Consider the following 24,250-nt stretch of genomic DNA (forward strand, 5'->3'; position numbering starts at 1 on the left):
TGCGCGAGGAAAGGCTGCCCGGTGACGAGTTCGGACTGCTGCCCGTCAACGCCGACAGGAATGTCGCCGACGAGGGTGACCCGGTACAGCACCCGGTCGAAGTCGAGATGACCGAGATCGGACGGCCCGAGATGCGCGGTGGCCCGGTTGTCCCAGAACGCGACGTCTCCCGGCTGCCACCGGAACCTCACCGTGTACTCCGGTCGGGACACCTCCTCGTAGAACAGTTCGAGCAGCCGGCGGCTCTGGCGGGACGAAAATCCGATGATCTCGCTCTCGCCCGCGGTGAAGCTTGGGCTGACGAACAGCGCCCGCTCCCCACTCTCGGGATGGACGCGTACCACCGGGTGGATCGCCAGCAGCGGTTCGGCCGCGACCTTCCTCGCATAGGCCGAGTCGGCGGCGAACAGACGGCGGTTCCCGCCGAAGCTGTGCTTGGCGCGCAGCTGGCCGGCCAGGCTCCGCAGCGGAGCCGGCAGGCCCTCATAGGCCGCGACGAGGTTGGTCCAAGCGGTGTCACCGCCGTACGGCGGGACGATGTCAGCACGCAGGATGGACCCGGCCGGCGGATTCACCAACGCCGTGACGTCGGTGTGCCAGCCGTTGTCGTACGTCACCTTCCTCGTGCCGAACTTCGCCTCGTAACGTCGGCTGTCGATGGGCAGGATCTGCGGAAAGCCGGCCGGCGGCTCGTCCTCATAGGGATGGGCGGGTGTGAGCTCACCGAACTTCGCCGCGAAGGCGATCTGCTCGGCGTGGCCGATCGACTGGCCGCGGAAGAAGACGACCTTCCAGCGCAGGAGGGCAGAGCGGATCTCAGCGACGGTCTGGTCGTCGAGGTCCCGGCTCAGGTCGACGCCGTGGATCTCAGCCCCGGTGTGGCCGGAGAGAGGTCGGACGTCGACCCCCAGTTCGTGCACGACAGATGTCATCGTCAGGTACTCCAGGGTTGAGGTGGACCGGTGACACCGCACCGAACAGGTCGAGCGGCGCCCGGAGGGAAGAAAAAGCGGCGTCCGGACGCGACGGCACCCGGGCGGAGCCGTCTGCCGCTTCTGCCCGCGGCCCGGCGCATCACCCGGGAGCCGGTGATGCGCACAGCCGCGGGGACGGGATCGGCCTACTGTTGTCCGGCTAGCGACCGGGGACTTCGGCTTCCGGCGATGCGCCGGAACCACGGTCGCATCGCCTTTGGCCCGCTAGCAACACCGCGTGGTGACGGGACAAGGCGGTAGGCAGGTTGTCTGACAACGGCATCCGGCCTCGGCCGCGGTCTCCGGCCGCCAACACCTCACCGCCGCCCATACGGGGAGTGAACGCCCGGACGGCAAGCACTCCATTACGGCCATGGGGCCATGGTCAGCGCCCCTGTGGAGCGAGTCAACGTTTAGCGGAGCGGTGAAAATAATTGGTGCCCGGTGCCCTCGGACGGACGACCCACGGTGTCGATCAGGGATGCACCCGCAGTCCGCCGAGGCGTCGCCAGTGATATCGATCGCCCAGCCGCTTGACAAGCCTTCTTCCCGACCGACATAGTCGTCAATATGCAGGTCAGGCGATTCTCGATCCGGCGGACGGTGGACCACGTCCGCGTCGCCAGCGATCTGTGTCGGTCCTGACCCAGTCCTGCCGTCCCCGGGCATTCATGGTGGACATACCTGTAACCGGCTGACCTGTGTTCAGCGTGCCCGTCAATGTTGACGCCACTCCAGGTCCCACAGCCACCGGCACCTGCATACAGCAAGGCGGCTGTTTCGTACGGTCGTCGTCGCCAACCCGGCGGTAACTGACTCACAACGGTAACTGACTCACAGCCGAGCTGACTCACCGCCGCACGCCGTGCTGTCAGCGACCCGGAAACCAGCCCGGCCCGCACCGTCCGCCGCATTCCCCGCCGCGGGCTGACCGTGCCGTCTGAGCTGACTGAACCGCACCGACAATTCGCCCATTCTCTGCTGAAGGACGCATCATGTTCTGCACCATCCGCTGGAAATCCAAAGCCGTCGGCGTCGCCTCGCTCCTGGCCGTGACGGCCCTGGCGGCAGCGGCCTGCGGCGGTGGCAACAGCGGTGCGAGCGCGGGCAGTGAGCAGACCGAACTGCGCTACCAGGGCTCGGTCGGCCAGGTCACCCCCGCCGAACTCGCCGCGGACCTCGGCTACCTCGGCCCGATCACACTCAAGTGGATCGGCAACACCATCAGCGGACCGCAGGACATCCAGGCCGCCGCCACGGGTGACACCGACTTCGGCGGCGCGTTCAACGGTGCCGTCATCAAGCTGGTAGCCGCCGGTGCCCCGATCAAAGCAGTAATCAGCTACTACGGGGTCGACAAGGACTCCTACATCGGCTACTACGTGCGTGATGGAAGCCCGATCACCTCCGCAAAGGACCTGATCGGCAAGAAGATCGGCATGAACACGCTCGGCGCGCATCTTGAGGCCGTCCTGGACACCTACCTAAAGCAACAGGGCCTCAGCGCCGACGAGGTCAAACAGGTCGTTCCCACCGTGGTTCCGCCGGTTAACACCGAGCAGTCCCTGCGCGCCGGGCAGATAGACGTCGCCGCACTCGGCGGAATTCTGCGGGACAAGGCGCTGGAGCGAGGAGGGATCCACCCGCTGTTCAGCGACTTCGCACTCTACGGGACGTTCTCCGCGGGCACCGTGGTACTGCGGAAGGATTTCATCGCGAAGAACCCCAGGACCACGAAGCAGTTCGTTGACGGTGTCGCCAGAGCACTGGAATGGGCGAAGACGACGCCCCGCGCGGAGGTGGTCGCTCGCTTCGAGCAGATCATCGATAAACGGGGCCGCCAGGAGGACAAAACCGCGATCAAGTTCTGGAAGAGCTACGGGGTGGCCGGGCAGGGCGGACTCATCCAAGACGCGGACTTCACCCGCTGGATCGACTTTCTGCGGGGGCGCGGCGAGCTGAAGAAGGACGTCGCGCTCACCGACCTCTACACCAACGAGTTCAATCCGTTCCGACCTGCCACCGGCTCCTGAGAACGTGTTTGAGATGTCCGCTCCGGCTCGCTGATCGAACATTCCTTCGCAAACACGTTCCAACCCCGGCGGGTGGCAGGTGGTTTCCGGTACACCGGGCCGGGAACCACCTGCCACCGCGGTGAGGATGAATGCACATGACTACGATCGAATTCCAGCACGTCACGAAGAAGTTTACTGTCCGGGCCGACGCGGGATCGCATGGCACGACCACCGACTTCACCGCGCTCTCCGACGTGGACCTGGACATCCGCAGTGGAGAATTCCTCGTTCTGGTCGGGCCGAGCGGCTGCGGTAAGTCCACCCTGCTCGACCTGCTCGGCGGACTGAGCAGACCCAGCGGTGGACGCATCCTGGTCGATGGGGCTCCGGTCTCGGGCCCGGGTCTCGACCGCGGGATCGTCTTCCAGCAGTATGCACTGTTCCCCTGGCGGACCGCGCTCGGGAACATCGAGTTCGGCCTTGAGGCCAAGCGTGTACCGAGGTCTGAACGTTCCGTCCGGGCGAAGTCGTATCTGGACCTGGTCGGTCTCACCGGATTCGAACGCCGCTATCCCCATGAGCTGTCCGGCGGCATGAAGCAGCGGGTGGCGATCGCACGTAGCCTCGCCTACGATCCGGCGGTTCTGCTCATGGACGAGCCGTTCGCCGCGCTCGATGCGCAGACCCGCGAAACGCTGCAGGACGAACTGCTGCGGATCTGGGCGCAGACACGCAAGACGATCCTTTTCATTACGCACTCGATCGACGAGGCCGTGTATCTCGGTCAGCGGGTCGCCGTGATGACGTCGCGACCCGGCCGGATCAAACAGATCGTTGACGTCCCTTCCATCAGCGATGACAGCGGCGACCCCCGCTCCGACCCGGAGTTCGTGCGCTACCGGCACCTGCTCTGGGAGCTGCTCCACGACGAGGTCGCCAAGGCACAGCAGGCCGAACGCCGGGTCGACGGCGATCACGAAGCGGCTGGGACGAACGAGCATGACCGGAAAGGGGTGACCGGTGTCGGCAGCCATCGATGAGACCATCGGTTCGACCGTGACCGTGACCGAGCTCTCGACCGTGACCGCGATCGACGGTTCGATCGGCCCCGATGAGCCCTCCGGGCGGCGCGGGCGGCGCGGGCGGCGATGGTGGGTCGCGCCGCTGCGGGTCGCGTCCGCCGTCCTGCGCCGCACTGCGGCAATCGTCGCCCTGCTGGCCGCGTGGGAGCTGCTACCCCGCTGGGGTGTTGTCGACCGGGTGTTCCTACCGCCATTCTCGGAAGTGATCAAAGAATGGTGGGCGCTGTTCAACAGCGGTGACCTCTGGGCGCACACCCAGGCCAGCCTGCAACGCACCGGGGCTGGTTTCGCACTCGCCGTCGCGATCGCGCTGCCGCTGGGCCTGCTGATCGGTTGGTTCCGGACGGTGGCGGAGATCCTGAGCCCATTGCTGGAGCTGTTCCGCAACACCGCGGCACTCGCCCTCCTACCGGTGTTCGTGCTGATTCTCGGCCTGGGCGAGGCGTCAAAGATCGGAATTGTCACCTACGCCTGCGTCTGGCCGATCCTGTTGAACACCATCAGCGGTGTCCAAAATGTCGACCCGCTATTGATCAAATCTGCGCGGTCGATGGGCCTGTCGTCACCGCGGCTGTTCCAGAAGGTCATCCTTCCCGCCGCCGTGCCGACGGTCTTCACCGGCATCCGCCTCGCCGGGTCCTTCGCGATCGTGGTGCTGATAGCCGCTGAGCTGGTCGGCGCCAAGGCCGGTCTCGGCTATCTGATCAATTATGCGCAGTCCAACTTCGCCATCGAGGAGATGTACGCCGGGATCATCACGATCTCCGTGATCGGGCTCGGCATCAACCATCTGCTCCTGGCCGTTGAACGGCGGTTCTCACGCTGGCGAGTCACGCCCGATGCCTGACACCACGACCACCACGACCGGATGCCAGGCCACCACACTGCCGATGATCGGGACCGAATGAATGACCAACCCCGCCACATCCACCTCAACGCTTTCCTCATGCACGTCGGGCACCACGAGGCCGCCTGGCGGCACCCGACCAGCGAGCCCGAACGGGACGAATCAGTCGACCATTACATCCAGCTGGCCCAGCTCGCCGAGCGCGGTAAATTCGATTCGATCTTTCTGGCCGATGGACTCGCCCTGTCGAACAACGTCCGGTACAACTTTGCCGGCCGTTTCGAGCCACTGACCCTGTTGTCCGCGATTGCCGTGGCGACCAGCCGAATCGGGCTGATCGCCACGGTTTCCACTACGTACAACGAACCATTTCATGTGGCCCGCAAGTTCGCCTCGCTGGACAACATCAGCGGCGGCCGCGCAGGCTGGAACATCGTCACCTCCGCGCAGGAGAAGGAAGCACGCAACTTCAACGCGCAGGCGCATCTGGAACACCATCGCCGCTACGAACGTGCAGCTGAGTTCGTGGACGTCGCGCTCGCATTGTGGGACAGCTGGCAGGACGACGCGCTCCGCTACGACAAGCAATCCGGAATGTATGCCGACACCGACCGAATCCATGCGGTCGACCACATCGGACGATATTTCTCGGTCGCCGGACCGCTGAACGCGCCTCGCAGCCCCCAGGGCCACCCACTGCTCGTACAGGCTGGTTCGTCCGAGGATGGCAGGGAGTTCGCCGCACGATACGCCGAGGCGGTCTTCACCGCACAGCAGACCCTCGCAGAAGGCCAGGCGTTCTACGCTGATCTGAAACGGCGCGCCGCCCGTCACGGCCGCTCACCGGAACGGCTCAAAATTCTGCCCGGAATCGCGCCCGTTCTCGGTTCGACCGAGAAGGAGGCAAAACAGCGGGAAGCCGAACTGGACAGCCTGATCATACCTGAATACGGGCTCGGCCAGCTGTCGACAATGGTCGGCATAGACCTGTCCGACCATCCGCTCGACGGCCCGCTACCCGCGGACCTACCGAACGTCGACGACATCAACGGCAACAAGAGCCGTTTCACTCTTGTCGTGGAACTGGCCCGCCGGGAGGACCTCACCATCCGTCAGTTGCTGACCCGGCTCGCCGCCGGCCGCGGTCACCGGGTCTTCGCCGGTAGCGCGGAACAGGTCGCAGACCAGCTGGAACAGTGGTTCACCGGCGGCGCCGCCGACGGCTTCAACGTGATGCCACCCTACCTGCCCGGTGCCCTGGAGGACTTCGTGGACCAGGTGGTGCCGATCCTGCAAAAGCGCGGACTGTTCCGCACCCAATACGTCGGGACCACCTTGCGCGACCACTACGGACTGGACCGGCCGGCCGGCCGGGTAGACCCGGTGCTGACCAACACCGCGGCCAGCTGACGGCGGCCATCCCCATCCTTGAGCATTTCACCTTTGACGAGGAAAAGCCCGTGGTCCGCGAACACGACTCCGTCCCACCGCCCGTCCCACGCGCCGCGTCCACGGCCCACCGGCGCGACCCGTACGCGGGTTTCGAAGGCCGGGTCGGCCGCACCTTCGCCGCATCGGAGCCTGCCTGGCCAGCCCGTCACCTCGCGGACAGGAACGCACCCAACATCATCCTGGTGCTCGTCGACGACATGGGTTACAGCGATATCGGCCCGTTCGGCTCGGAGATCGCCACGCCGACGCTTGACCTGCTCGCTGAACGCGGCCTCCGCCTGACGAACTACCACACCATGCCGCTGTGCTCACCCGCCCGCGCATCGCTGCTGACCGGCCTCAACGCGCACCGGGTGGGGTATTCGATGGTGGCCAACGCCGACCCCGGCTTCCCCGGCTACGGCATGGAGATCGCTGACGACATCCCCACCCTGGCGGAGCTGCTGCACGACGCCGGGTACGCCACCTACGCCGTCGGCAAGTGGCACCTGGCGCGCGACTCGGCGTCCAACGCGGCCGACGACCGTCGCAACTGGCCGCTGAGCAAGGGCTTCGACCAGTACTACGGGGTGCTGGAGGGCCTTACCAGTCTGTTCCACCCCCACCAGCTGGTCCGGGACAACAGCCCGCTGGACGTCGACGAGCTGCCCGACAGCTACTACTACACCGATGACATCACCGACCAGGCGATCTCGATGCTCAAGGCGCTGCGCGCGCACGACGCGGACAAGCCGTTCTTCCTCTACGTCGCGCACAACGCCGTTCACGGGCCGCTGCAGGCGAAGAGCGCCGACATCGAGCGGTACCGGGGCCGGTACGACGACGGCTGGGACGCACTGCGCGACGCCCGTTTCGCCAGGCAGCTCGCGGACAGCCTGTTCCCCGCGGGCACCCGGCTACCGCGGCGCAACTTCGAGGCCGGCTTTGAGGCCGATGCCTGGAGCGAGCTCACAGCGGACCAGCAGGCGCTGTACGCCCGGTACATGGAGGTCTACGCCGCGATGGTCGACAACATCGACCAGAACCTTGGCCGGCTGCTCGCGACCGTAGCGGCCCTCGGTGAGCTGGACAACACCGTCATCGTGTTCACCTCGGACAACGGCGGCACCGGCGAAGGCGGCGCGCAGGGCACCCGCAGCTATTTCAAACGTTTCGTCCAGCACCCCGCGCTCCCGTCCGACTGGAACCCCGACGTCGAGCGCGAGCCGGAGCTGATCGGTGGCCCGCGCAGCCTGGTGCACTACCCGCGCGGCTGGGGCATGGCGTCCAACACGCCGTTCCGGTTGTACAAGAGCCAGACGTACGCCGGCGGGGTGCGGGTACCGTTCGTCATCTCCTGGCCGGCCGGGCTGCGCCGGCCCGACGGCGACACTGGCATCCGCCCGCATTACCAGTACGTCACCGACATTGCACCGACCCTGCTGGAACTTGCCGGAGCAGAACGCCCGACGATGCGGAACGGCATGGCGCTCCAGGAACCCGACGGGTTCAGCTTCGCCGCCATACTCGCCGACCCGACCGCGCCGAGCACCCATCATGAGCAGTACTGCGAGATGATCGGCAACCGCAGCTACTACCGCGGCGGCTGGAAGCTGGTCACGCTGCACCAGCCCGGCACCCCGTACGACGACGGCGAGTGGGCGCTCTACGACATCCTGCGGGACCCAACCGAGATCGACGACCTGTCCGCCGAACAGCCGAAGATCGTCAAAGAGCTTGCCGCCGCCTGGGAGGACGCAGCCTGGCGTAACGGTGTCTTCCCGCTGCTGGACGGCAGCGGCGCGCTGGCCGTCCGCAACCCGGCGGAGGAACTACTGCGACGGCCGCTGACTCTGCTGGCTGGCACGCCGGAGCTGGAACGCTACCGGTCGTCGAAACTCATCGCCTTCCGCTCCTTCGACGTCACGATCGAGCTGGCGGAGCATCGCGCCGACGACCAAGGGGTGTTCGTCTCACACGGTGACCAAGGTGGTGGCTACAGCGTGTATGTGGAGGACGGCCGCCTGCGCCTCGCCTACAACGAGTACGGCACGCTGTTCGAGGCCGACGCCGGACCGCTCACCGCCGGGCGGCACACCATCGTCGTCTCTGCCCTGGCCGTGCCGGGCCTGCGTTGGGACTGGCGGATTTCGATCGACGGTATCGCGGCCGGCCGGCTGGACGGCGTCCACCAGTTGATCGGCATGGCGCCGCTGCAGGGCATCAGTGTCGGCGTCGACCGCAAGTCCCCGGTGTCCTGGCCGGTGTACGAGCGGCACCGCACCTTCCGCTACACCGGTGCCCTGCGCTCGGTGACGTACACACCCGGTCCACCCGCACCGTACGATCCAGAGACGGTGATCCGCACCCTGCGGGAGGCCGCGGCCACCTTTGAATGACGGGGCACGCACCTCACCGCGTCGCTCCCCATCCATCGCCAAGTGCTCTCAGTGGTTCGCGGAGCTGCTGGCCCACGCTGTGTGAGGGGCTGAGGCAGGACGCCGAGCACCGATCGGCAGGCCGAAGGCGACAAAGTTCACTACGCCGGTGAACAATTGACAGTTTACGCTACGCATAATAGCGTAACGTTCAACAACATGATCGCTACTGGTAAGATTTTTTGGTTTCGTTCTTCGGCGGGCTGGTCCGGGTGACGGCAGGTCGGGTTATGGCCTATGGGCGAGCAGTTCTGGCATCTTCGCCGGGCTCAGGCGTTCCACCCACAACCTGGCTCCGTCCCGCGCGCCATATTCTCCGGGCATCCCACCTCACCTCGCGGTGCCAACAGAACGGCACCAACAGAACATCGAGCAATCCTGAATGTCGACCAGCAGGGAGACAGCATGGCCACTCCAGTGGTGGTTGTCACCGGTGCCGCATCCGGAATCGGACGTGCGTGTGTGGAACTTTTCGCTGAGCGAGGATTCAAGGTTGTCGCCGTTGACCTGGCCGAGGACGGGCTGGCCGAACTGGCCGCGATAGCGGGAGTTGTGACGCTCACCGGCGACATAGCCGCCGAGACGACCAACACGGCGATGGTGCGACTGGCCGCCGACCGCTTCGGCCGGCTGGACGTGGCCGTGCTCAACGCCGGAATCGGCGGGACGCCTCCGTTGGAGGCGGCGGGTGCCATCGAGCGATTCGACCGAATACTAGCCGTTAACGTGCGGGGAGTGGCACTGGGGATACGCGCCGCCGCACCGGCCCTGCGTGCCGCGGGCGGTGGCGCGATCGTCGTCACCGCGTCCGTTGCCGGCCTACGCGGGGAGCCGGGCAACTGGGCCTACAACGCGTCCAAGGCCGCGGCGATCAATCTTGTTCGCGCAACCGCGATCGACTACGCCACCCACGGCATCAGAATCAACACTCTCGCGCCCGGCGGCACGGTGACCGCGATGACCGCTGGCGCCCTCGCCAACCCGGAACTCGCGGCGGACGTCACCAGACGAATCCCGATGCAACGGTGGGCGAGCCCCCGAGAACAGGCGGAGGTCGTCTGGTTCCTGGCCTCGCCCGCGGCGTCGTACATCACCGGTGCCACGCTGCCCTGCGACGGTGGTCTCAACGCGAACACCGGAATCCTGCTCCCACCGCCCAGCCCGGCGAACCACCCCGATGAAGTTCTCCATGCCCGAGGAGCCGTTGATGAGTACTGACACGAACAGGACCGAGTCCAACAAGGCCGCGGCGCGGCGTCTGTATGAGGAGGTCGTCAACAACGGGCGCCTGGAGCTCCTGGACGACCTCATCGACTCGGACGCCGACGATGAAACCCGGGCCCGCGCAGGCTGGTCAGCAGGGCGTGACGGCTTCCGCCAGCACGTCGTCTGGCTGAGGGAGGCCGTAGGGGATCTCAAGACGACCGTCACGGATCTCGTGGCGGAAGATGACCGGGTGGTCGTATTCTGGCGAATCGAGGGTATCCACAAAGGTGACGTGTTCGGTGTGCCGGCAACCGGCAGGCCGATCGACGGCACCAGCATCAGCTGGATCACCTTTCACGACGGCCGGATCGTCAGCTATGACGTGCTTCCGGACCGCCTCACCATTCTGCGGCAAATTGGCGGTGTCCCGGTCTGAGAGGCGTTCGGCCCGGCTGCTCGTCATGCCGGCGCTTAGTGGTCGGCGCTGCGTGTCTTCATGCTGAAGGAGCACCATGACGCGGGAACTGTCCACTTCGGATATCACCGGAATCCACCAGACGTTAGCCCTGTTCGCGCACGCTGTCGACAACAAGGAGACAGATGCGCTCAGCCTGGTTTTCACCGACGACGTCACGATTGAGATCGGGGTGGGAAAGGGTACCGTCCTCCACGGGCTCGATGCCTTCCGCGACTATGTGCGGCGGCTCCCGGCGGACGCCGCGGACCATCAGACCGTCGACACCATAATCCTGGTGGACAGCGACGGAACCGTCCGGGCACGCAGTCGCTACCTGGCTGTTCGGGCCGATGGGTCGATCACCAATGGCGACTACCTCGACATCGTCACTCGTACTCCGCGGGGATGGCGGATCAACTATCGGAGAACCGTGCACCGCTATCCCCGGGTGGACGGTCTCATCGGGCCGACAGCGATCACCGACGAATGGCGCCCAGAGCCCGCGCGGGCGCCTCTGACGATTCAGCAAGATCGATAACAGGCTACGCTGACGAACTGATCGGCAACGCGTGATCCAGCGTTCTGGTCAGGTCGACCAACTCGGCGTGGTAGAGCTTGGCGGGGTCCAGTATCTGGGGCCGCAGGTGGCCGTAGACCTCGAGCGCGATCAGCCCGTGCAGCCGGCCCCAGATACGCAGCGAGAGCGCGACCGCGGACGGCGGCAGTTCGGGGAACGACTCACCAACCATGGCGACGAAGGCCGGATCGAAATCGGACCACTGATAGTCGTCGATAGCCTGGCTGCGCTCGACTGCCGGCCAGGCGGCAGCGACGATCTTCAGAAGCACCCCGCACGCGCGGTACTCCGCGGCCAGGGCGGCCGCGCCCTCTGGAGCCTGGCAGCCGGGGAGCGGGTCGCCGTAGACAAGCTGGAACTCCCCGGTGTTGTTGATCGCCCACTGCCGATAGGCCAGGCCGACTGCCAGCAGCTGAGCCCCGGGGTCGTCCGCGGGCCGGGTGGTACGCGCCATGTCCAGCAGTTCCGCGAGCTGGCCGTAGACATCGGCGATCAACGCAATGACCAGATCGTCCCGGGTGTCGTAGTAGCTGTAGAGAGCACCCGCGGTCATCCCCATCTCGCGGGCGATCGCACGCAGCGAAACAGTGGCCGCTCCACCTGCGGCCATGTGCTTGAGCGCAATCATCTTGATCTCCCGGACGGTCTCCGCCCGGAGGCGATCTCGCCGGCGCGGCGTCGGCTCCTCCACATCTGACACTCTACAGCGCCGAGCTACTATCCTATGTAGTAAGTTTGAACACCGTGTAGGATACGAACACCTCATAGTTGAGGCGCCTCACCGTCGAAGCAGGGCATCAGGCCTGCCTCGACCAACGCCCGCCTCGCCAGCCACGTCCGTGGCCGGTGACAACTCCGCGCAGGAAGAACCGAACCCGTGGATGCTTCCGTGACCCGCCCGCAGGAGCGGTCCGGGCTCAAGCTCGCCCTGCTGGCGTTCGCCCAGTTCGTCGTCGCCATCGACTACAACATCGTCTACATCGCCCTGCCCGACATCGGCCGTGAGCTCGGATTCACCGCCCAGTCGCTGCAATGGGTGGTCAGCGCCTACGCCGTGACGTTCGGCGGATTCCTGCTACTCGGCGGCCGGGCGGCCGACCGGCTCGGCGAGCGGCGGATGTTCATCCTCGCGCTCGGGCTCTACGCCATCTCGTCGCTGGGAGGAGGCTTTGCAACCGAACCGTGGATGCTGCTGACCGCCCGGACCGTCCAGGGCCTGGGCGGCGCGCTCCTGTTCCCGACAATCCTGTCATTGATCAATAAAAGCTACGCGGAGGGACCAGAACGCAACAAGGCGCTGACGGTCTGGGGCGTCGCGGCAAGCGGCGGCCTCGCCGCCGGCGCACTCCTCGGCGGGCTGCTCACCAACGGCTTCGGATGGGCTGCGGTCTTCCTCGTCAACGTGCCACTCGCGCTGGGCGCGGCGATCATCGCACCATGGCTGCTCCCGGCGGATCCGCCACGCGAGGGCGGGCGCGGGGGCTTCGACGTACCGGGCGCGGTGGTCGCCACCGCGGGCATCTCCCTGGTGGTGTTCGGTCTGGCCAGCGGACCGGATGCAGGATGGTCCTCGAGCAGGGTCATCGGGTCCCTGCTCGTCGGTGCGGCGCTTGTGGCAGCCTTCGTCCTCATCGAGCGGGGCACCCGCAACCCGCTCGCGCCACTGCGGCTTTTCGGTAACCGCAGCCTGGCCGTCGCCATGATTGAAATACTGATCCTGGTCGGCACGCTCGGCGGGGAATACTTCTTGTACACCACCTACCTGCAGAATGTCCTCGGTTACAGCCCGCTTACCGCCGGCCTGGCCTTCCTGCCGCTGACCCTGATCTCCATGGTCGGCGGGAAGATCTCCCTGACTCTGCTCAACCGGCAGGGTATCCGTCCCACCATCTTCACCGGGATGCTCGTCGCGGGGATCGGGCTGGCCGCCCTCGCCATGGGTATGTCGCCGAACAGCTCGTTTGCCGCGTTGCTGCCCGGCCTCATCATCTGGGGCCTCGGCGCCGGCATCGCCTTCAGCGCGCTGTTCGTGGCGGCGGCCGCCGGAGTCCCACCCGCCGAGCAGGGCGTCGCCTCAGCGCTGGCTTCCACATCCCAGCAGCTCGGTAGCGCCATAGGGCTGGCCGTCATCGTGGCGATCGCCCGCGCGGGCCTGACCGGCCAGGCGGATGCTCCATCAACCATTGTCGACGGGCTTCGCACGGGAGGATGGGTCGCCGCGGCCGCCACGGCGGCTGGCGCTCTGATCGCGCTCACCCTCAAACGTCAACCGGTGGCACCCACAGTGGACGCCGTCTCCCCAGAGGGGCCCGACAGCGTCGCCGCGTACTCCTAAGAGGGCGTTTGAGATCGGGCTTTCGATCAGTGAGCCGCGTCCAGGCGCCTCCTGGCAAGGCGGAAGGCCGAAGCGATACCGGATGAGTTGTATCGATGTGGCCGACAACGCAGGCAGGGGGCGCCTGGACGCGGCGAGCCGGAATGACGATCTCAAACGCGCTCTAAAACCGTGACTGCTCGGCTGAAGCCCCCAGCCCGGGGCCTTCAGCCGAGCAAAAATATGATCATAAGACATTTGACCTACGAGTAATTTCGCTCATGCGATGCACGCGTCCCAGCCCCACTTCTTGATCCATATCTCTGTTGTTGGCGCCGCTCAACCTGTCGGCCGGTGGCAAAGATCGTAATTCCGCTCCGGATGCGCCATCAGTCCGGGCGCCATTCCCGTGTCGATGTGGAAGATCCCGATGAAATTCCCAGGGAAGTTCCCGCCACCACCGTCGACGAACAGCGCGATCGCGCCAGGGCAGCCGGCCAGAGCCCTACCCGCGGCCTGCGAGCATGGCGCCCACGCACACCCGGAGACGACTGTCAGCAGCCCATGAGCTGATGACGTGAAGCAAATCACATCCGCTTCGCTTCCGCATATCATTACACATAGCTAATATGATTTCCGTGGGGTCCAACAAGAGCCAGCCATGGCTTGCGCAGCCGCGCTGGATAGTGTGGTCGACAACCAGCCACCTCCTCACTTCGCGACGCCATATCGATCTTCTTCGGGTATCAAGCGCGGCCTGTCTGCCCTGAATCCCCGGTAGGTTTCCAGGCGGGTTCCAGCGCATCAGACCGCTCCGGTCGCAAATCTCCGCGGATCTCGGTGACACGCGAAGACAGCTCGGCACACTGGCCAGGCGGTCCAATCCGTCCTGAAAACATCCTGTTGGCACGGACGGATGCCCGCCCAGCCGAAATGTGCCCGTAGCCAGAACACCGGAGACGAAGCTTCCGCTCGCCCGGCGCCCACCTCATCCGCGTTCATCTTTGTCCCACGCCCCTGATATCGACACGGATAATTTTGATATCGGCGCCCAGCCGCTTTCCGTCGCATCTCTCCTGATTCTCGTCGAGACCCGCGGAGCCCTCGCATGCGCTTTACCAGACCCGTACACCGCAGCGCGTGTTTAAAATCGCCACTCCGGCTCGCTGATCGAAAGCCCGGCCGCACACACGCTCTCATAGCGGGAGCGGCCGTCACCGCGACGCTCTTCCTTGCCGCCTGCGGCTCGAACGGCGGGTCCACCGCTACCTATTCAGACAAACCGGTGCCCGGTGGATCCCTGACCTACGGGATCGACACCGAACCGACCTGCTTCGACATCCACGTCAGCCAGCAGGACATCACCGCGGCGATCCAGCGTAACGTCTTCGACTCCCTTGTCGCGGAGGACGATGCCGGTAAATTCCACCCGTGGCTGGCCACTTCCTGGGACATCGCACCGGACCTGAAGAGCTTTACCTTCCGGCTGCGGCAGGGGGTCACGTTCACCGACGGCACCGACTTCACCGCCGATGCCGTGCGGATCAATTTCGATCATATCGTCGCAAAGACGACAAAATCGCAGTACGCCGCAAGCCTGCTCGGCCCCTACACCGGGACCGAGGTCATCGATCCATACACCGTCAAGATCAATTTTTCCAGGCCGTTTGCCCCGTTCCTCCAGGCGGCCAGCACTGCCTACCTCGGCTTCTACTCGCCGAAGACACTGACGGCCAATGCCGACAAGCTGTGCGGCGGCGGCCCGGTCGCCGTCGGCACCGGGCCGTTCACCTTCACCAGCTACACAAAGGGCCAGCACATCGTACTGACGAAAAATCCCGCATACGCCTGGGCCCCGGCTACCGGCAAGCACACCGGCCCCGCCTATATCGACACGCTGACCATCCGCATTCTCAAGGAGAACGCGGCCCGGGTCGGTTCGCTGACCAGCGGCCAGATCGACGTTATCAGCGCTGTTCCACCGGCGAATGTAAAGGCCATCCAGGCCGACCAGAACCTTCAGGTACTGCGCAGGGATATCGCTGGCGGGCCCTACAGCCTCTACCTGAACACGTCCCTGGCTCCGCTCAACGACGAGCGCGTCCGCACCGCCATACAGCGAGGGGTGAACCTGGACCAGGACGTCAGTACCGTCTACTTCGGCCAGTACAAGCGGGCCTGGAGCCCCATCTCGGCAACCACACCGTCGTACGACGCCACGTTGGAGAAAAGCTGGCCCTACGAGCCGGCAACGTCCAACCAGCTCCTCGACCAGGCAGGCTGGACCGGTCGTGACGCCGCTGGGTACCGCACCCGGAACGGCATACGTCTCACCATCGAATGGCCTACGGTGCCGGCATTCGTGCGGGAACAGCGTGACATCCTGGGCCAGGCGATCCAGGACGACCTCAAAAAGATAGGTGTCGAGATCACCCGCCCAGCCGTGGACATCGGCACCTACGTCACCAAGGCCTACGGCGGCCAGTTCCAGGTGCTGGACTTCAGCTGGGGCCGGTTCGAGCCGGATGTGCTGCGGCTGTTCTTCAACAGCGGCAGCACCCTGGCCGCTGGCGGCCAGAACGCCTCGCTGCTCAGCGACCCCGAGGTGGACACCTGGACCGACACAGGCGCGGCCACGCTGGACCAGGCGACCCGTAATGACGTCTACGCCAAGACCCAGAAGGCGGTCATCAACAAGGCCGTTGTGATCCCGGTGTACACGTCGAGTGCCATCATCGGAGCGGCCGGGTACGTAAAGGGGATCGCTTTCGACGCGAACTCATGGCCACTTTTCTACGACGCCTGGCGTAACAAGAAATAGCACCTCACCGAGCTGCGCCGATGTTTTTCCATCAGCGCGCCCTGGACCTGCCTCGACGGATCGACTCATGGATACCGGATGCGTTCACCACTGGTTACCAAACGTGCCCTGTTCAGCAGACGGGGAATAATACAAGGGGCCGCCGAACGCCTGCTCGCGGGGGCGGCGGTGATGCTCGGGGCCGCGACGCTGGCCTTCGCCGCGCTCCAGCTCGTCCCCGGCGACCCGGTAGCAGTCCTGTTGGGGCCGACGACCACGGCCTCCCCCGAGATCCGGGAGCAGATCAGGACCGAATTCGGGTTCGACCGGCCCGTACCGGTACGGTACACGCGTTACGTCGGCAACCTCCTCCACGGCGATCTGGGCAGCTCCTACCAGCTCCAGCAGCCTGTGTCGAAACTGATCAACGATCAGATCTGGCCTACGGTCCAGCTCACCGTGGCCGCGGTCGCCCTCGCCGTCGTCATCGCGGTGGTGTCCGCGGTGGTGACAGCTGGACGGCGGCCGGCCCTACGTGCCACCGCCACGGCCTGGGAGCTGGTGGCGCTGTCCACCCCGCCGCACTGGCTGGGGATCATGCTGTTGACCGTGTTCTCGTTCCAGCTCCGGATCTTCCCGGTGGCCGGCGCGCAGAGCCTCTCCTCGCTTGTGCTGCCCGCGGTCACACTCGCGCTGTCAGTGGCCGGTGTGCTGGCTCAGGTGTTGCGTGAGGGCCTTGAGGCCGCACTGGAACAGCCGTTCGTGGTCACCGCGCGCTCCCGCGGCCTGAGTCAGAGCGCGGTCAGACTGCGCCACGCCTTCCGGCACGCGGCGACACCCTTGCTCACGTTGGCGGGCTGGCTGACCGGAACGCTGCTCGGCGGCACGGTGGTGATCGAGACGGTCTTCGCCCGGCCCGGCATCGGATCGCTGACCCTGCAGGCGGTGACCAGCAGGGACCTGCCGGTCGTGCTGGGGGTCGTCCTGCTGTCGGCCTTCGCCGTCGTCCTCATTTTCACCGTGCTGGACCTGCTCCACCTGGTCATCGACCCGAGACTGCGGACGACGGAGGCAGCCCTGTGACAACTGTCGGCTCCGTCGTCCCGCTGGGTGCCGGCGCCGTGCCCAGTGCCCGGCGCCGCCGGACCGGCCGTCCCGCCCTGGTCGTCGCGGCCGTGGTTCTCCTGTTGGTCGCAGTTGTGGCGATCGCGCCGGGGCTGTTCACCGATGCCTCCCCGACCGACACCGACCCGGTGAACGCGCTCGCGGCTCCGGGTGGTTCGCACTGGTTCGGTACCGACCAGATCGGCCGTGACGTTTTCACCCGGATCCTCTATGGCGCCCGAACGTCGCTCCTGCTCGGTCTCGGCGCGATCGCGCTCGCCGTCGGCGGAGGCACGCTGCTCGGCCTGACCGCCGCGCTCGGCGGGCGCGCCGCCGATCTGGTCCTCATGCGCCTGGCGGATATATTGATCGCGATGCCGCCGGTGCTCCTGGCGCTGCTGGTGATCGCCGTTCTCGGCGCTGGTACGACCAATACCGTGCTTGCCATAGCGGCGGCGCTGATCCCGGTATACGGACGGCTTGTCCGTGCCGAGGCGATGGTGGTACGGCGCTCGGGGTACGTCGAGGCCGCCGTGGGGCTCGGCCTTCGGCGGGGACCGCTGGTGGCGCGCCATGTCCTGCCCAACGCGCTCGGTCCGGTGCTCGTGCTTGCCACGGTCGGCTTCGGCTCGGCCCTCAGCTACGCGTCCGCGTTGAGCTTCCTCGGTCTCGGGACGAGGCCACCGACCCCGGAGTGGGGCCTGATGCTGTCCGAAGGCCGCGACTTCCTACAGACGGCCTGGTGGATCGGAGTGTTCCCGGGAGCGGCCATCACCGTTACCGTGATCGCCGTCAACGTGGCCGGCCGATACGCGCAGGCCCACTTCGCCGGTAGGACCACCCGATGACCATGCCCGGCGCCACCGATAATCCTCTCCTTGTCGTCGACGGTCTCGACGTGACGTTCCATCCGGGCTCCGGACCCGTCCGGGCGGTCCGGGACGTGTCGTTCACCCTCGGCCGGGGCGAGTGCCTCGCCCTCGTGGGCGAGTCCGGCTCCGGCAAGAGCGTCACCGCCCGCACGCTCGTCGGCCTCACCGGTGGCCGCGCGGTGGCCACCGCGCGCCGGCTGGTGTTCGACGGCAGGGATCTGAGCGCTCTGACCGAGTCCCAGTGGCAGGCGGTGCGCGGTCGTCGGATCGGGTTGGTGCTCCAGGATGCCCTGGTCTCGCTCGACCCGCTGCGGACGGTGGGCGCGGAGGTCGCCGAAACGTTACGCACCCACCGGGCCGTCGACCGGGCCGAGGTGAGCGGTCGGGTGCTGTCCCTGCTGACGGACGTGGGTATTCCCGATCCCCGACAGCGTGCGCGTCAGTACCCGCACCAACTTTCCGGTGGCCTGCGGCAGCGGGCGCTGATCGCGTCCGCGATCGCCGCCGGTCCAGCGCTGCTGCTCGCGGACGAGCCCACGACCGCTTTGGACGTCACCGTACAGGCGCAGGTTCTCGACCTGCTCCGGCGGCTCAAGCACAGCGGCATGGCGCTCCTGCTCATCAGCCACGACCTCGCCGTCGTGGCCGGCCTCGCGGACACGATCGCGGTCATGTACAGCGGACTGATCGTCGAACAGGGGCCGACGGACCGGGTGCTGAACAGCCCACGACACCCGTACACCCGGGCGCTGCTCGCGGCCGCACCCGCCATACACGCCAAGGGCAGCCGGCTGTCGGCCGCCGTGTCCGGGCAGCCCGCGGCCGGCCCGGACGGTTGCCCATACGCGCTCCGGTGCCGGCTCGCCGACCAGCGGTGCCGTGACGAACTGCCCGTGCCAGCCGACGCCGGACCGGGGCATGGCGCGCTGTGCTGGTACCCCGTGGCGGCGCCGGACGAGACTCCACACCGGCTGTCGATCGTCGAGACGGCGCGGCCACCAGCTCCGGGTGGCGGCCTCCTCATCGAGGCTGAAAGCATCTCCAAACGGTTCCGCTCCCCTGACCGGACCTGGCATCACGCGGCCCGGGACGTGTCGTTCCAGCTCCGGGCGGGTGAGGCGCTCGGCCTGGTCGGCGAGTCGGGCTCGGGCAAGACGACAGTGGCCCGCATCGTGCTCGGCCTGCTTGAGCCGGACGAAGGCAGCGTCCGGCTCGCCGGTGCGCCGTGGAACGGAACGGCGAACGGAGCTGGAGCCGGAGCCGGAGCGGCGGGAAAGTCAGGCGGCAGGATCCGCGAGCGCGGCCGCAGGGCGTACCGCCGACGGATCCAGGCCATCTACCAGGACCCGATGGGTTCGTTCGACCCGCGTTACACCGTCGAACGCATCATCGGCGAGGCGGTGACCGGCCCCCGGCGCGGGCGGGATCGACAGGTACAGATCATCGAGCTGCTCGACCAGGTAGGCCTGGCCGCGAACATGCTCCAGCGGCGGCCCCGGGAGTTGTCCGGGGGCCAACGCCAGCGGGTCGCGATCGCGCGGGCACTCGCACCATCACCTGATGTGATCGTCTGTGACGAACCGGTCTCCGCGCTCGACGTGTCGGTCCAAGCCCAGATACTCGATCTGCTCACCGCCCTGCAACGCGACCTCGGTGTGGCGTTGTTGTTCATCTCCCATGACCTCGGGGTGATCCATCATGTCAGCGACCGGCTCCTCGTGATGAAGGACGGCCGCGTCGTCGAGACCGGAGATGTCAGGCAGGTGTTTTCTCAGCCGGTCCATACCTACACACAGGAGCTCCTCGCCGCGATCCCTCGGCCCGGCAAGGCTGCTGACGCTGAAGCCGGCCAGCATGCGACGGTCCTCCGATGATTCCCGGAGCCGCCGGGAAGCGAGACCCGGCGTTACAAGCGGGTCAGCACCCCGCGGGCCGAGAATGGCCCGGGATTCGGTTTCCCGGCCACGGCGGGTGCACGGCCGAATTCCGGCATACCCCCGTCCGGCCGCTGGGACGGAATTTTCCGGCGCGCCAGCCGGCCGCACCGCTGAATTCGGTACACGTTATGTCTGCCGTTGAGCAGGAAAGGGTCACAGTATGAGCGACAAACCGACTGTTCCCGGAGCAGGAACCGGGGCGGCCGAAGCGGTCGCCGTCATCGGGCTTGCCTGCCGGCTGCCGGGAGCGCCGACGCCGGAAAAATTCTGGCGGCTTCTCACCGACGGCCACAGTGCCATCACCGAAACCCCGGCCGAGCGCTGGAACTCCGCCGCCGACGCCCACCCCGGCGGCTTCCTCGACCACGTCGACCGGTTCGATCCGGCTTTCTTCGGCATCTCGCCCGCTGAAGCGATCGCCATGGACCCGCAGCAGCGGCTGATCCTCGAGCTCAGCTGGGAGGCCGTCGAAGATGCGGGCATCCTGCCCGCGAGCCTCGCGGGAGTCCGGGCCGGCGTATTCATGGGAGCCATCGCAAGCGACTACGCAACCCTGCTCCACCAGCAGGGCGACCGCACCATCACGCGCCACACCCTGACGGGGCTCAGCCGTGGGATCATCGCCAACCGGGTGTCCTACACCTTCGGTCTGGCCGGGCCCAGCCTGACGGTGGACGCGGCTCAGGCATCCTCCCTGGTAGCCGTTCATCTGGCCTGTGAGAGCCTGCGCACGGGAGAGTCCGCGCTCGCGCTCGCCGGCGGCGTCAACCTGAACATAACGCCCGAAAGCACCATCACCGCCGCACGATTCGGTGGCCTGTCACCGGACGGCCGCTCCTACACCTTCGACGCCCGCGCGAACGGCTATGTGCGCGGGGAGGGTGGTGGCGTCGTCGTGCTCAAGCCGCTCGCCCAGGCGCTGGCCGACGGCGATGACATCTACTGTGTGATCAGCGGTGGCGCGGTCAACAGCGACGGCGCCACCAACGCGCTCACGGTCCCGAGCCCGACAGCGCAGGAAGCGGTCGTGCGGCTGGCCGTCGAACGGTCCGGTGTGGATGCCGCTGAGCTCCAGTACGTGGAGCTTCACGGCACCGGGACGAAGGTCGGCGACCCGATCGAGGCCGCCGCGCTCGGTGCGGCGCTCGGCGCGGCCCGTCCCCCCGGGCGCCCGCTCCTGGTGGGCTCGGCCAAGACGAACGTGGGCCACCTGGAAGGCGCGTCGGGAATTGTCGGCCTTCTCAAGGTGATCCTGAGTATCAGGCATCGCCAGATCCCACCGAGCCTGAACTTCGAGACGCCGAATCCTGAGATCCGTTTCGACGAGATAAACCTGCGGGTACAACAGGCCCTCGGTTCGTGGCCGCGACCGGACAGGACGCTCGTCGCCGGGGTCAGTTCCTTCGGGGTGGGGGGAACCAACTGCCATCTGGTGCTCGCGGAGAAACCGGTATCCGATCGTCCGGCCGCGAACGGCGACGGCGCCCCCGGCAATGGGACTGCCCCCGGCAGGACAGCCGTAGCCGGCCCGCCGGTGATTCCGTGGGTGATATCAGCGAAAAGCGAAGCTGGGCTGCGCGCCCAGGCCGCGGCGCTGCGCGGGGCCGTTTCCGCCCGGCCCGATATGGACCCGGCGGACGTTGGATTCTCGCTCGCCACGACCCGAACGTCGTTCACCCATCGGGCGGTGCTTCTCGGTGGTGACCGCGAGGAGCTACTGGCCGGGCTCGCGGCGCTGGGCAGTGGGGAGGCGACGCCCGGCCTGGTGAGCGGAGTCGCCCGGGACACCAGGGGTGTCGTGTTCGTCTTCCCCGGCCAGGGCTCGCAATGGAGCGGTATGGCCCTGAGCCTGCTCGAGACATCCCCCGTTTTCGCCGGACACCTCCGCGCCTGCGCCGAAGCCCTGGCACCACACGTCGAATGGTCGCTGGACGACGTGCTGCGCGGCCGGCCGGACGCGCCGTCCCTGGACCGCGTGGACGTCGTCCAGCCCGTGCTGTTCGCGGTGATGGTCTCCCTCGCCCGGCTCTGGAACTCCTTCGGGGTTCACCCGGACGCGGTCATCGGCCATTCCCAGGGTGAGATCGCCGCCGCTCACATTGCGGGCGCGCTGTCGCTGGACACCGCCGTCACAATCGTGACACTACGGAGCCGGGCCCTGGCTGAACTCGGCGGCTCCGGCGGCATGGCCTCCATTCCCCTGCCCGCCATCGACGTGCGCTCCCGGCTCACCCGCTGGGCGGATCGGCTGAGCATCGCCGCCGTCAACGGGCCCGCGTCCACCGTCGTATCCGGCGACCCGGGCGCGCTGAACGAGCTGCTCACCGGATACCGGGCCGACGGCATCGATGCCCGCGCCATCCCCGTCAGCTACGCGTCCCACTCCGCGCAGGTCGAAAGCATTCGGGAACAGCTGCTGCACGCCCTGTCCGGGATCACGGCCCACACGTCGGACATCGCGTTCTACTCCACCGTCACGGGCGGCCTGCTCGACACCGCCGCGCTTACCGCCGGCTACTGGTACCGCAACCTCCGCCAGCCGGTCCAGCTCGACCAGGCGATCCGCGGCGCGCTCGCCGACGGGCACCGGACGTTTGTCGAAACCAGCCCCCACCCGGTCCTGGCGGTGGGAATCCGCCAGACCCTCGACAGGGCCGACCATGCTGACGGCGACGGCACCGGCAGCCTGGGCAGTGCCATCGCCGTTGGCACCCTGCGCCGCGACGACGGTGGGATGCGGCGATTCCTCACCTCACTCGCCGAGATCCACACCAACGGCGGCTGGGTGAGCTGGCCGGCCGCATTCAGGCCGGATGCCCGGCGGACAAAGCTTCCCACGTACCCTTTCCAGCGCGAGCGGTTCTGGATCGACACGTCGGCCGCCGAACCGCCGCGGGTACCGGAAAGGATTGCGCAGCCTCGTCCGGAGCCAGCGACGCACGCCGGCCCGAAACCGGCGCGGGACACCGGCGCGGAGCATCGCGGCGACGCGGCGGACGGTTCGTCCTCGCTGGGACGACACCCGCTGGGACAGCACGCGCTGCCGCAACGCCTGGCCGGGCTGTCCGCGGGCGGACGACAGGCCGCGCTGATCGACATCGTGCGCGGATGCGTCGCCGTCGTCCTGGGACACGTCCTACCAGGCGCTGTCGACGCGACATGGACCTTCAAGGACCTCGGGCTCGATTCGCTCGGCGCGGTGGAGTTCCGCGACCGGCTGTCCGCCGCGACCGGTCTGCGACTGCCAGCGACCCTCACCTTCGACCACCCCACGCCCCACGCCGTTGCGCACCACCTGACGGCCATCGCGACAGGCACGCGGCACTCCGGCGCGGTCGAGACCGCGGCCACAACCGTGCACGACGAACCGATCGCGGTCGTGGCCATGAGCGGCCGGTGGCCGGGAAATGCGGACTCCCCCGAACAGCTGTGGCAGCTGGTGGTCTCCGGCACCGACGCGATCGGGGGGCTCCCCACCAATCGCGGCTGGGACCTTGCCAGGATCCATGACCCCGAACCAGGCAGGCCGGGCACGTCATACGCGCGCGAGGGCGGATTCCTCTACGACGCCGACCAGTTCGACGCCGCCTTCTTCGGCATCAGCCCCCGCGAGGCGGCGGCGATGGATCCCCAGCAACGGCTGCTGCTCGAGACGTCCTGGGAGGTCCTCGAGCGGGCGGCTATCGACCCGGCCTCCCTCAAAGGCAGCCGGACCGGGGTGTTCGTCGGCGCGATGCAGCAGGAATACGGTCCTCGCCTGCACGAGGCGTCCGAGGGCCTCGAGGGCTACTTCCTGACCGGCAGCACCAACAGTGTCGCCTCCGGCCGGATCGCCTACACCCTGGGGCTGGAAGGACCGGCGGTCACCGTCGACACCGCCTGCTCCTCATCCCTGGTGGCCATCCACCTGGCCGGCCAGGCGTTGCGGCGGGGAGAGTGCACGCTGGCCCTGGCCGGCGGGGTCGCGGTGATGGCCGCCCCGGGCATGTTCACCGAGTTCAGCCGGCAACGCGGGCTGGCCCCCGACGGCCGGTGCAAGCCGTTCGCCGCCGCCGCCGACGGCACCGCCTGGGCCGAGGGCGTGGGAGTCGTCCTGTTGGAGCGGCTGTCGGACGCCCAGCGCCTCGGCCATCAGATACTCGCCGTGATCCGGGGCAGCGCCGTCAACCAGGACGGTGCCAGCAACGGCCTCACCG

General features: G+C 67.2%; 17 protein-coding genes. 15 read left to right on the forward strand and 2 right to left on the reverse strand.

Going from position 1 to position 24,250, the window contains the following annotated elements; genetic code table 11:
• Nucleotides 1–932, reverse strand: a 932-nt coding sequence (locus tag MJ797_RS15715) for a TauD/TfdA family dioxygenase (RefSeq protein WP_239335518.1), incomplete at its 3' end; no start/stop codon positions are given.
• Nucleotides 933–1,969: 1,037 nt separating this feature from the next.
• Between MJ797_RS15715 and MJ797_RS15720 the strand changes: the two genes are divergently transcribed.
• From MJ797_RS15720 to MJ797_RS15755, 8 genes are all read left to right on the forward strand, one after another.
• Complete coding sequence (locus tag MJ797_RS15720) at nt 1,970–3,007, forward strand: ABC transporter substrate-binding protein (RefSeq protein ID WP_239335519.1); 1,038 nt, start codon at nt 1,970–1,972, stop codon at nt 3,005–3,007.
• Between the two features lie 137 nt (nt 3,008–3,144).
• Nucleotides 3,145–4,029, forward strand: a complete 885-nt coding sequence (locus MJ797_RS15725) for an ABC transporter ATP-binding protein (protein ID WP_239335521.1) — start codon at nt 3,145–3,147, stop codon at nt 4,027–4,029.
• 61 nt (nt 4,030–4,090) lie between these two features.
• Entirely contained in the window at nt 4,091–4,918 is an 828-nt protein-coding gene (locus MJ797_RS15730; RefSeq protein ID WP_374582337.1) for an ABC transporter permease, read from the forward strand.
• A 57-nt stretch (nt 4,919–4,975) separates the two neighbouring features.
• The gene (locus MJ797_RS15735) at nt 4,976–6,328 is read left to right on the forward strand and encodes an LLM class flavin-dependent oxidoreductase (RefSeq protein WP_239335525.1); all 1,353 of its coding nucleotides are present in this window, start codon (nt 4,976–4,978) and stop codon (nt 6,326–6,328) included.
• Nucleotides 6,329–6,378: 50 nt separating this feature from the next.
• Complete coding sequence (locus MJ797_RS15740) at nt 6,379–8,748, forward strand: arylsulfatase (protein ID WP_239335527.1); 2,370 nt, start codon at nt 6,379–6,381, stop codon at nt 8,746–8,748.
• A gap of 444 nt (nt 8,749–9,192) precedes the next feature.
• Nucleotides 9,193–10,005, forward strand: a complete 813-nt coding sequence (locus tag MJ797_RS15745) for an SDR family NAD(P)-dependent oxidoreductase (protein ID WP_239335529.1) — start codon at nt 9,193–9,195, stop codon at nt 10,003–10,005.
• Nucleotides 9,995–10,429 (forward strand): ester cyclase, encoded by a 435-nt coding sequence (locus MJ797_RS15750; protein WP_239335531.1) that lies wholly within the window; start codon nt 9,995–9,997, stop codon nt 10,427–10,429. Before MJ797_RS15745 ends, MJ797_RS15750 begins: the two co-directional genes overlap by 11 nt.
• Nucleotides 10,430–10,505: 76 nt before the next feature.
• Entirely contained in the window at nt 10,506–10,988 is a 483-nt protein-coding gene (locus tag MJ797_RS15755; RefSeq protein WP_239335533.1) for a nuclear transport factor 2 family protein, read from the forward strand.
• A gap of 4 nt (nt 10,989–10,992) precedes the next feature.
• Here MJ797_RS15755 and MJ797_RS15760 read toward each other — a convergent pair whose 3' ends face one another.
• Nucleotides 10,993–11,655, reverse strand: coding sequence for a TetR/AcrR family transcriptional regulator (locus MJ797_RS15760; protein ID WP_239335535.1), 663 nt, complete (start codon nt 11,653–11,655; stop codon nt 10,993–10,995).
• 261 nt (nt 11,656–11,916) lie between these two features.
• Here MJ797_RS15760 and MJ797_RS15765 point away from each other — a divergent pair, with 261 nt between their 5' ends.
• The 7 genes from MJ797_RS15765 to MJ797_RS15790 all read left to right on the forward strand — a co-directional run.
• Entirely contained in the window at nt 11,917–13,362 is a 1,446-nt protein-coding gene (locus tag MJ797_RS15765) for an MFS transporter (protein WP_239335537.1), read from the forward strand.
• Nucleotides 13,363–13,970: 608 nt separating this feature from the next.
• Nucleotides 13,971–14,111 (forward strand): putative leader peptide, encoded by a 141-nt coding sequence (locus tag MJ797_RS27525; protein WP_374582327.1) that lies wholly within the window; start codon nt 13,971–13,973, stop codon nt 14,109–14,111.
• Nucleotides 14,112–14,626: 515 nt separating this feature from the next.
• Nucleotides 14,627–16,162: an ABC transporter substrate-binding protein gene (locus tag MJ797_RS15770; RefSeq protein ID WP_239335539.1), complete on the forward strand. Its 1,536-nt coding sequence runs from the start codon at nt 14,627–14,629 to the stop codon at nt 16,160–16,162.
• 78 nt (nt 16,163–16,240) lie between these two features.
• Nucleotides 16,241–17,224 carry an ABC transporter permease gene (locus MJ797_RS15775; RefSeq protein ID WP_239335541.1) on the forward strand — a complete coding sequence of 328 codons (984 nt, stop codon included), beginning with the start codon at nt 16,241–16,243 and terminating at the stop codon, nt 17,222–17,224.
• Nucleotides 17,221–18,093, forward strand: coding sequence for an ABC transporter permease (locus tag MJ797_RS15780; RefSeq protein ID WP_239335543.1), 873 nt, complete (start codon nt 17,221–17,223; stop codon nt 18,091–18,093). The genes MJ797_RS15775 and MJ797_RS15780 overlap by 4 nt, the downstream gene beginning before the upstream one ends.
• Nucleotides 18,090–19,991, forward strand: a complete 1,902-nt coding sequence (locus MJ797_RS15785; protein WP_374582330.1) for a dipeptide ABC transporter ATP-binding protein — start codon at nt 18,090–18,092, stop codon at nt 19,989–19,991. Before MJ797_RS15780 ends, MJ797_RS15785 begins: the two co-directional genes overlap by 4 nt.
• A gap of 223 nt (nt 19,992–20,214) precedes the next feature.
• On the forward strand, nt 20,215–24,250 hold a 4,036-nt coding region (locus tag MJ797_RS15790), incomplete at its 3' end, for a type I polyketide synthase (RefSeq protein WP_239335554.1).

The sequence above is a fragment of the Protofrankia sp. CiP3 genome (assembly GCF_917627345.1).
Classification (GTDB): Bacteria; Actinomycetota; Actinomycetes; order Frankiales; family Frankiaceae; genus Protofrankia.

What these genes read in the sequence shown, in the direction of transcription:
- MJ797_RS15735 (WP_239335525.1), top strand. Translation starts at nt 4,976, where the DNA reads ATGAATGACCAACCCCGCCACATCCACCTCAACGCTTTCCTCATGCAC.
- MJ797_RS15775 (WP_239335541.1), top strand. Translation starts at nt 16,241, where the DNA reads ATGCGTTCACCACTGGTTACCAAACGTGCCCTGTTCAGCAGACGGGGA.
- MJ797_RS15725 (WP_239335521.1), top strand. Translation starts at nt 3,145, where the DNA reads ATGACTACGATCGAATTCCAGCACGTCACGAAGAAGTTTACTGTCCGG.
- MJ797_RS15785 (WP_374582330.1), top strand. Translation starts at nt 18,090, where the DNA reads ATGACCATGCCCGGCGCCACCGATAATCCTCTCCTTGTCGTCGACGGT.
- MJ797_RS15720 (WP_239335519.1), top strand. Translation starts at nt 1,970, where the DNA reads ATGTTCTGCACCATCCGCTGGAAATCCAAAGCCGTCGGCGTCGCCTCG.
- MJ797_RS15760 (WP_239335535.1), bottom strand. Translation starts at nt 11,655, where the DNA reads ATGATTGCGCTCAAGCACATGGCCGCAGGTGGAGCGGCCACTGTTTCG.
- MJ797_RS15750 (WP_239335531.1), top strand. Translation starts at nt 9,995, where the DNA reads ATGAGTACTGACACGAACAGGACCGAGTCCAACAAGGCCGCGGCGCGG.
- MJ797_RS27525 (WP_374582327.1), top strand. Translation starts at nt 13,971, where the DNA reads ATGATTTCCGTGGGGTCCAACAAGAGCCAGCCATGGCTTGCGCAGCCG.
- MJ797_RS15755 (WP_239335533.1), top strand. Translation starts at nt 10,506, where the DNA reads ATGACGCGGGAACTGTCCACTTCGGATATCACCGGAATCCACCAGACG.
- MJ797_RS15745 (WP_239335529.1), top strand. Translation starts at nt 9,193, where the DNA reads ATGGCCACTCCAGTGGTGGTTGTCACCGGTGCCGCATCCGGAATCGGA.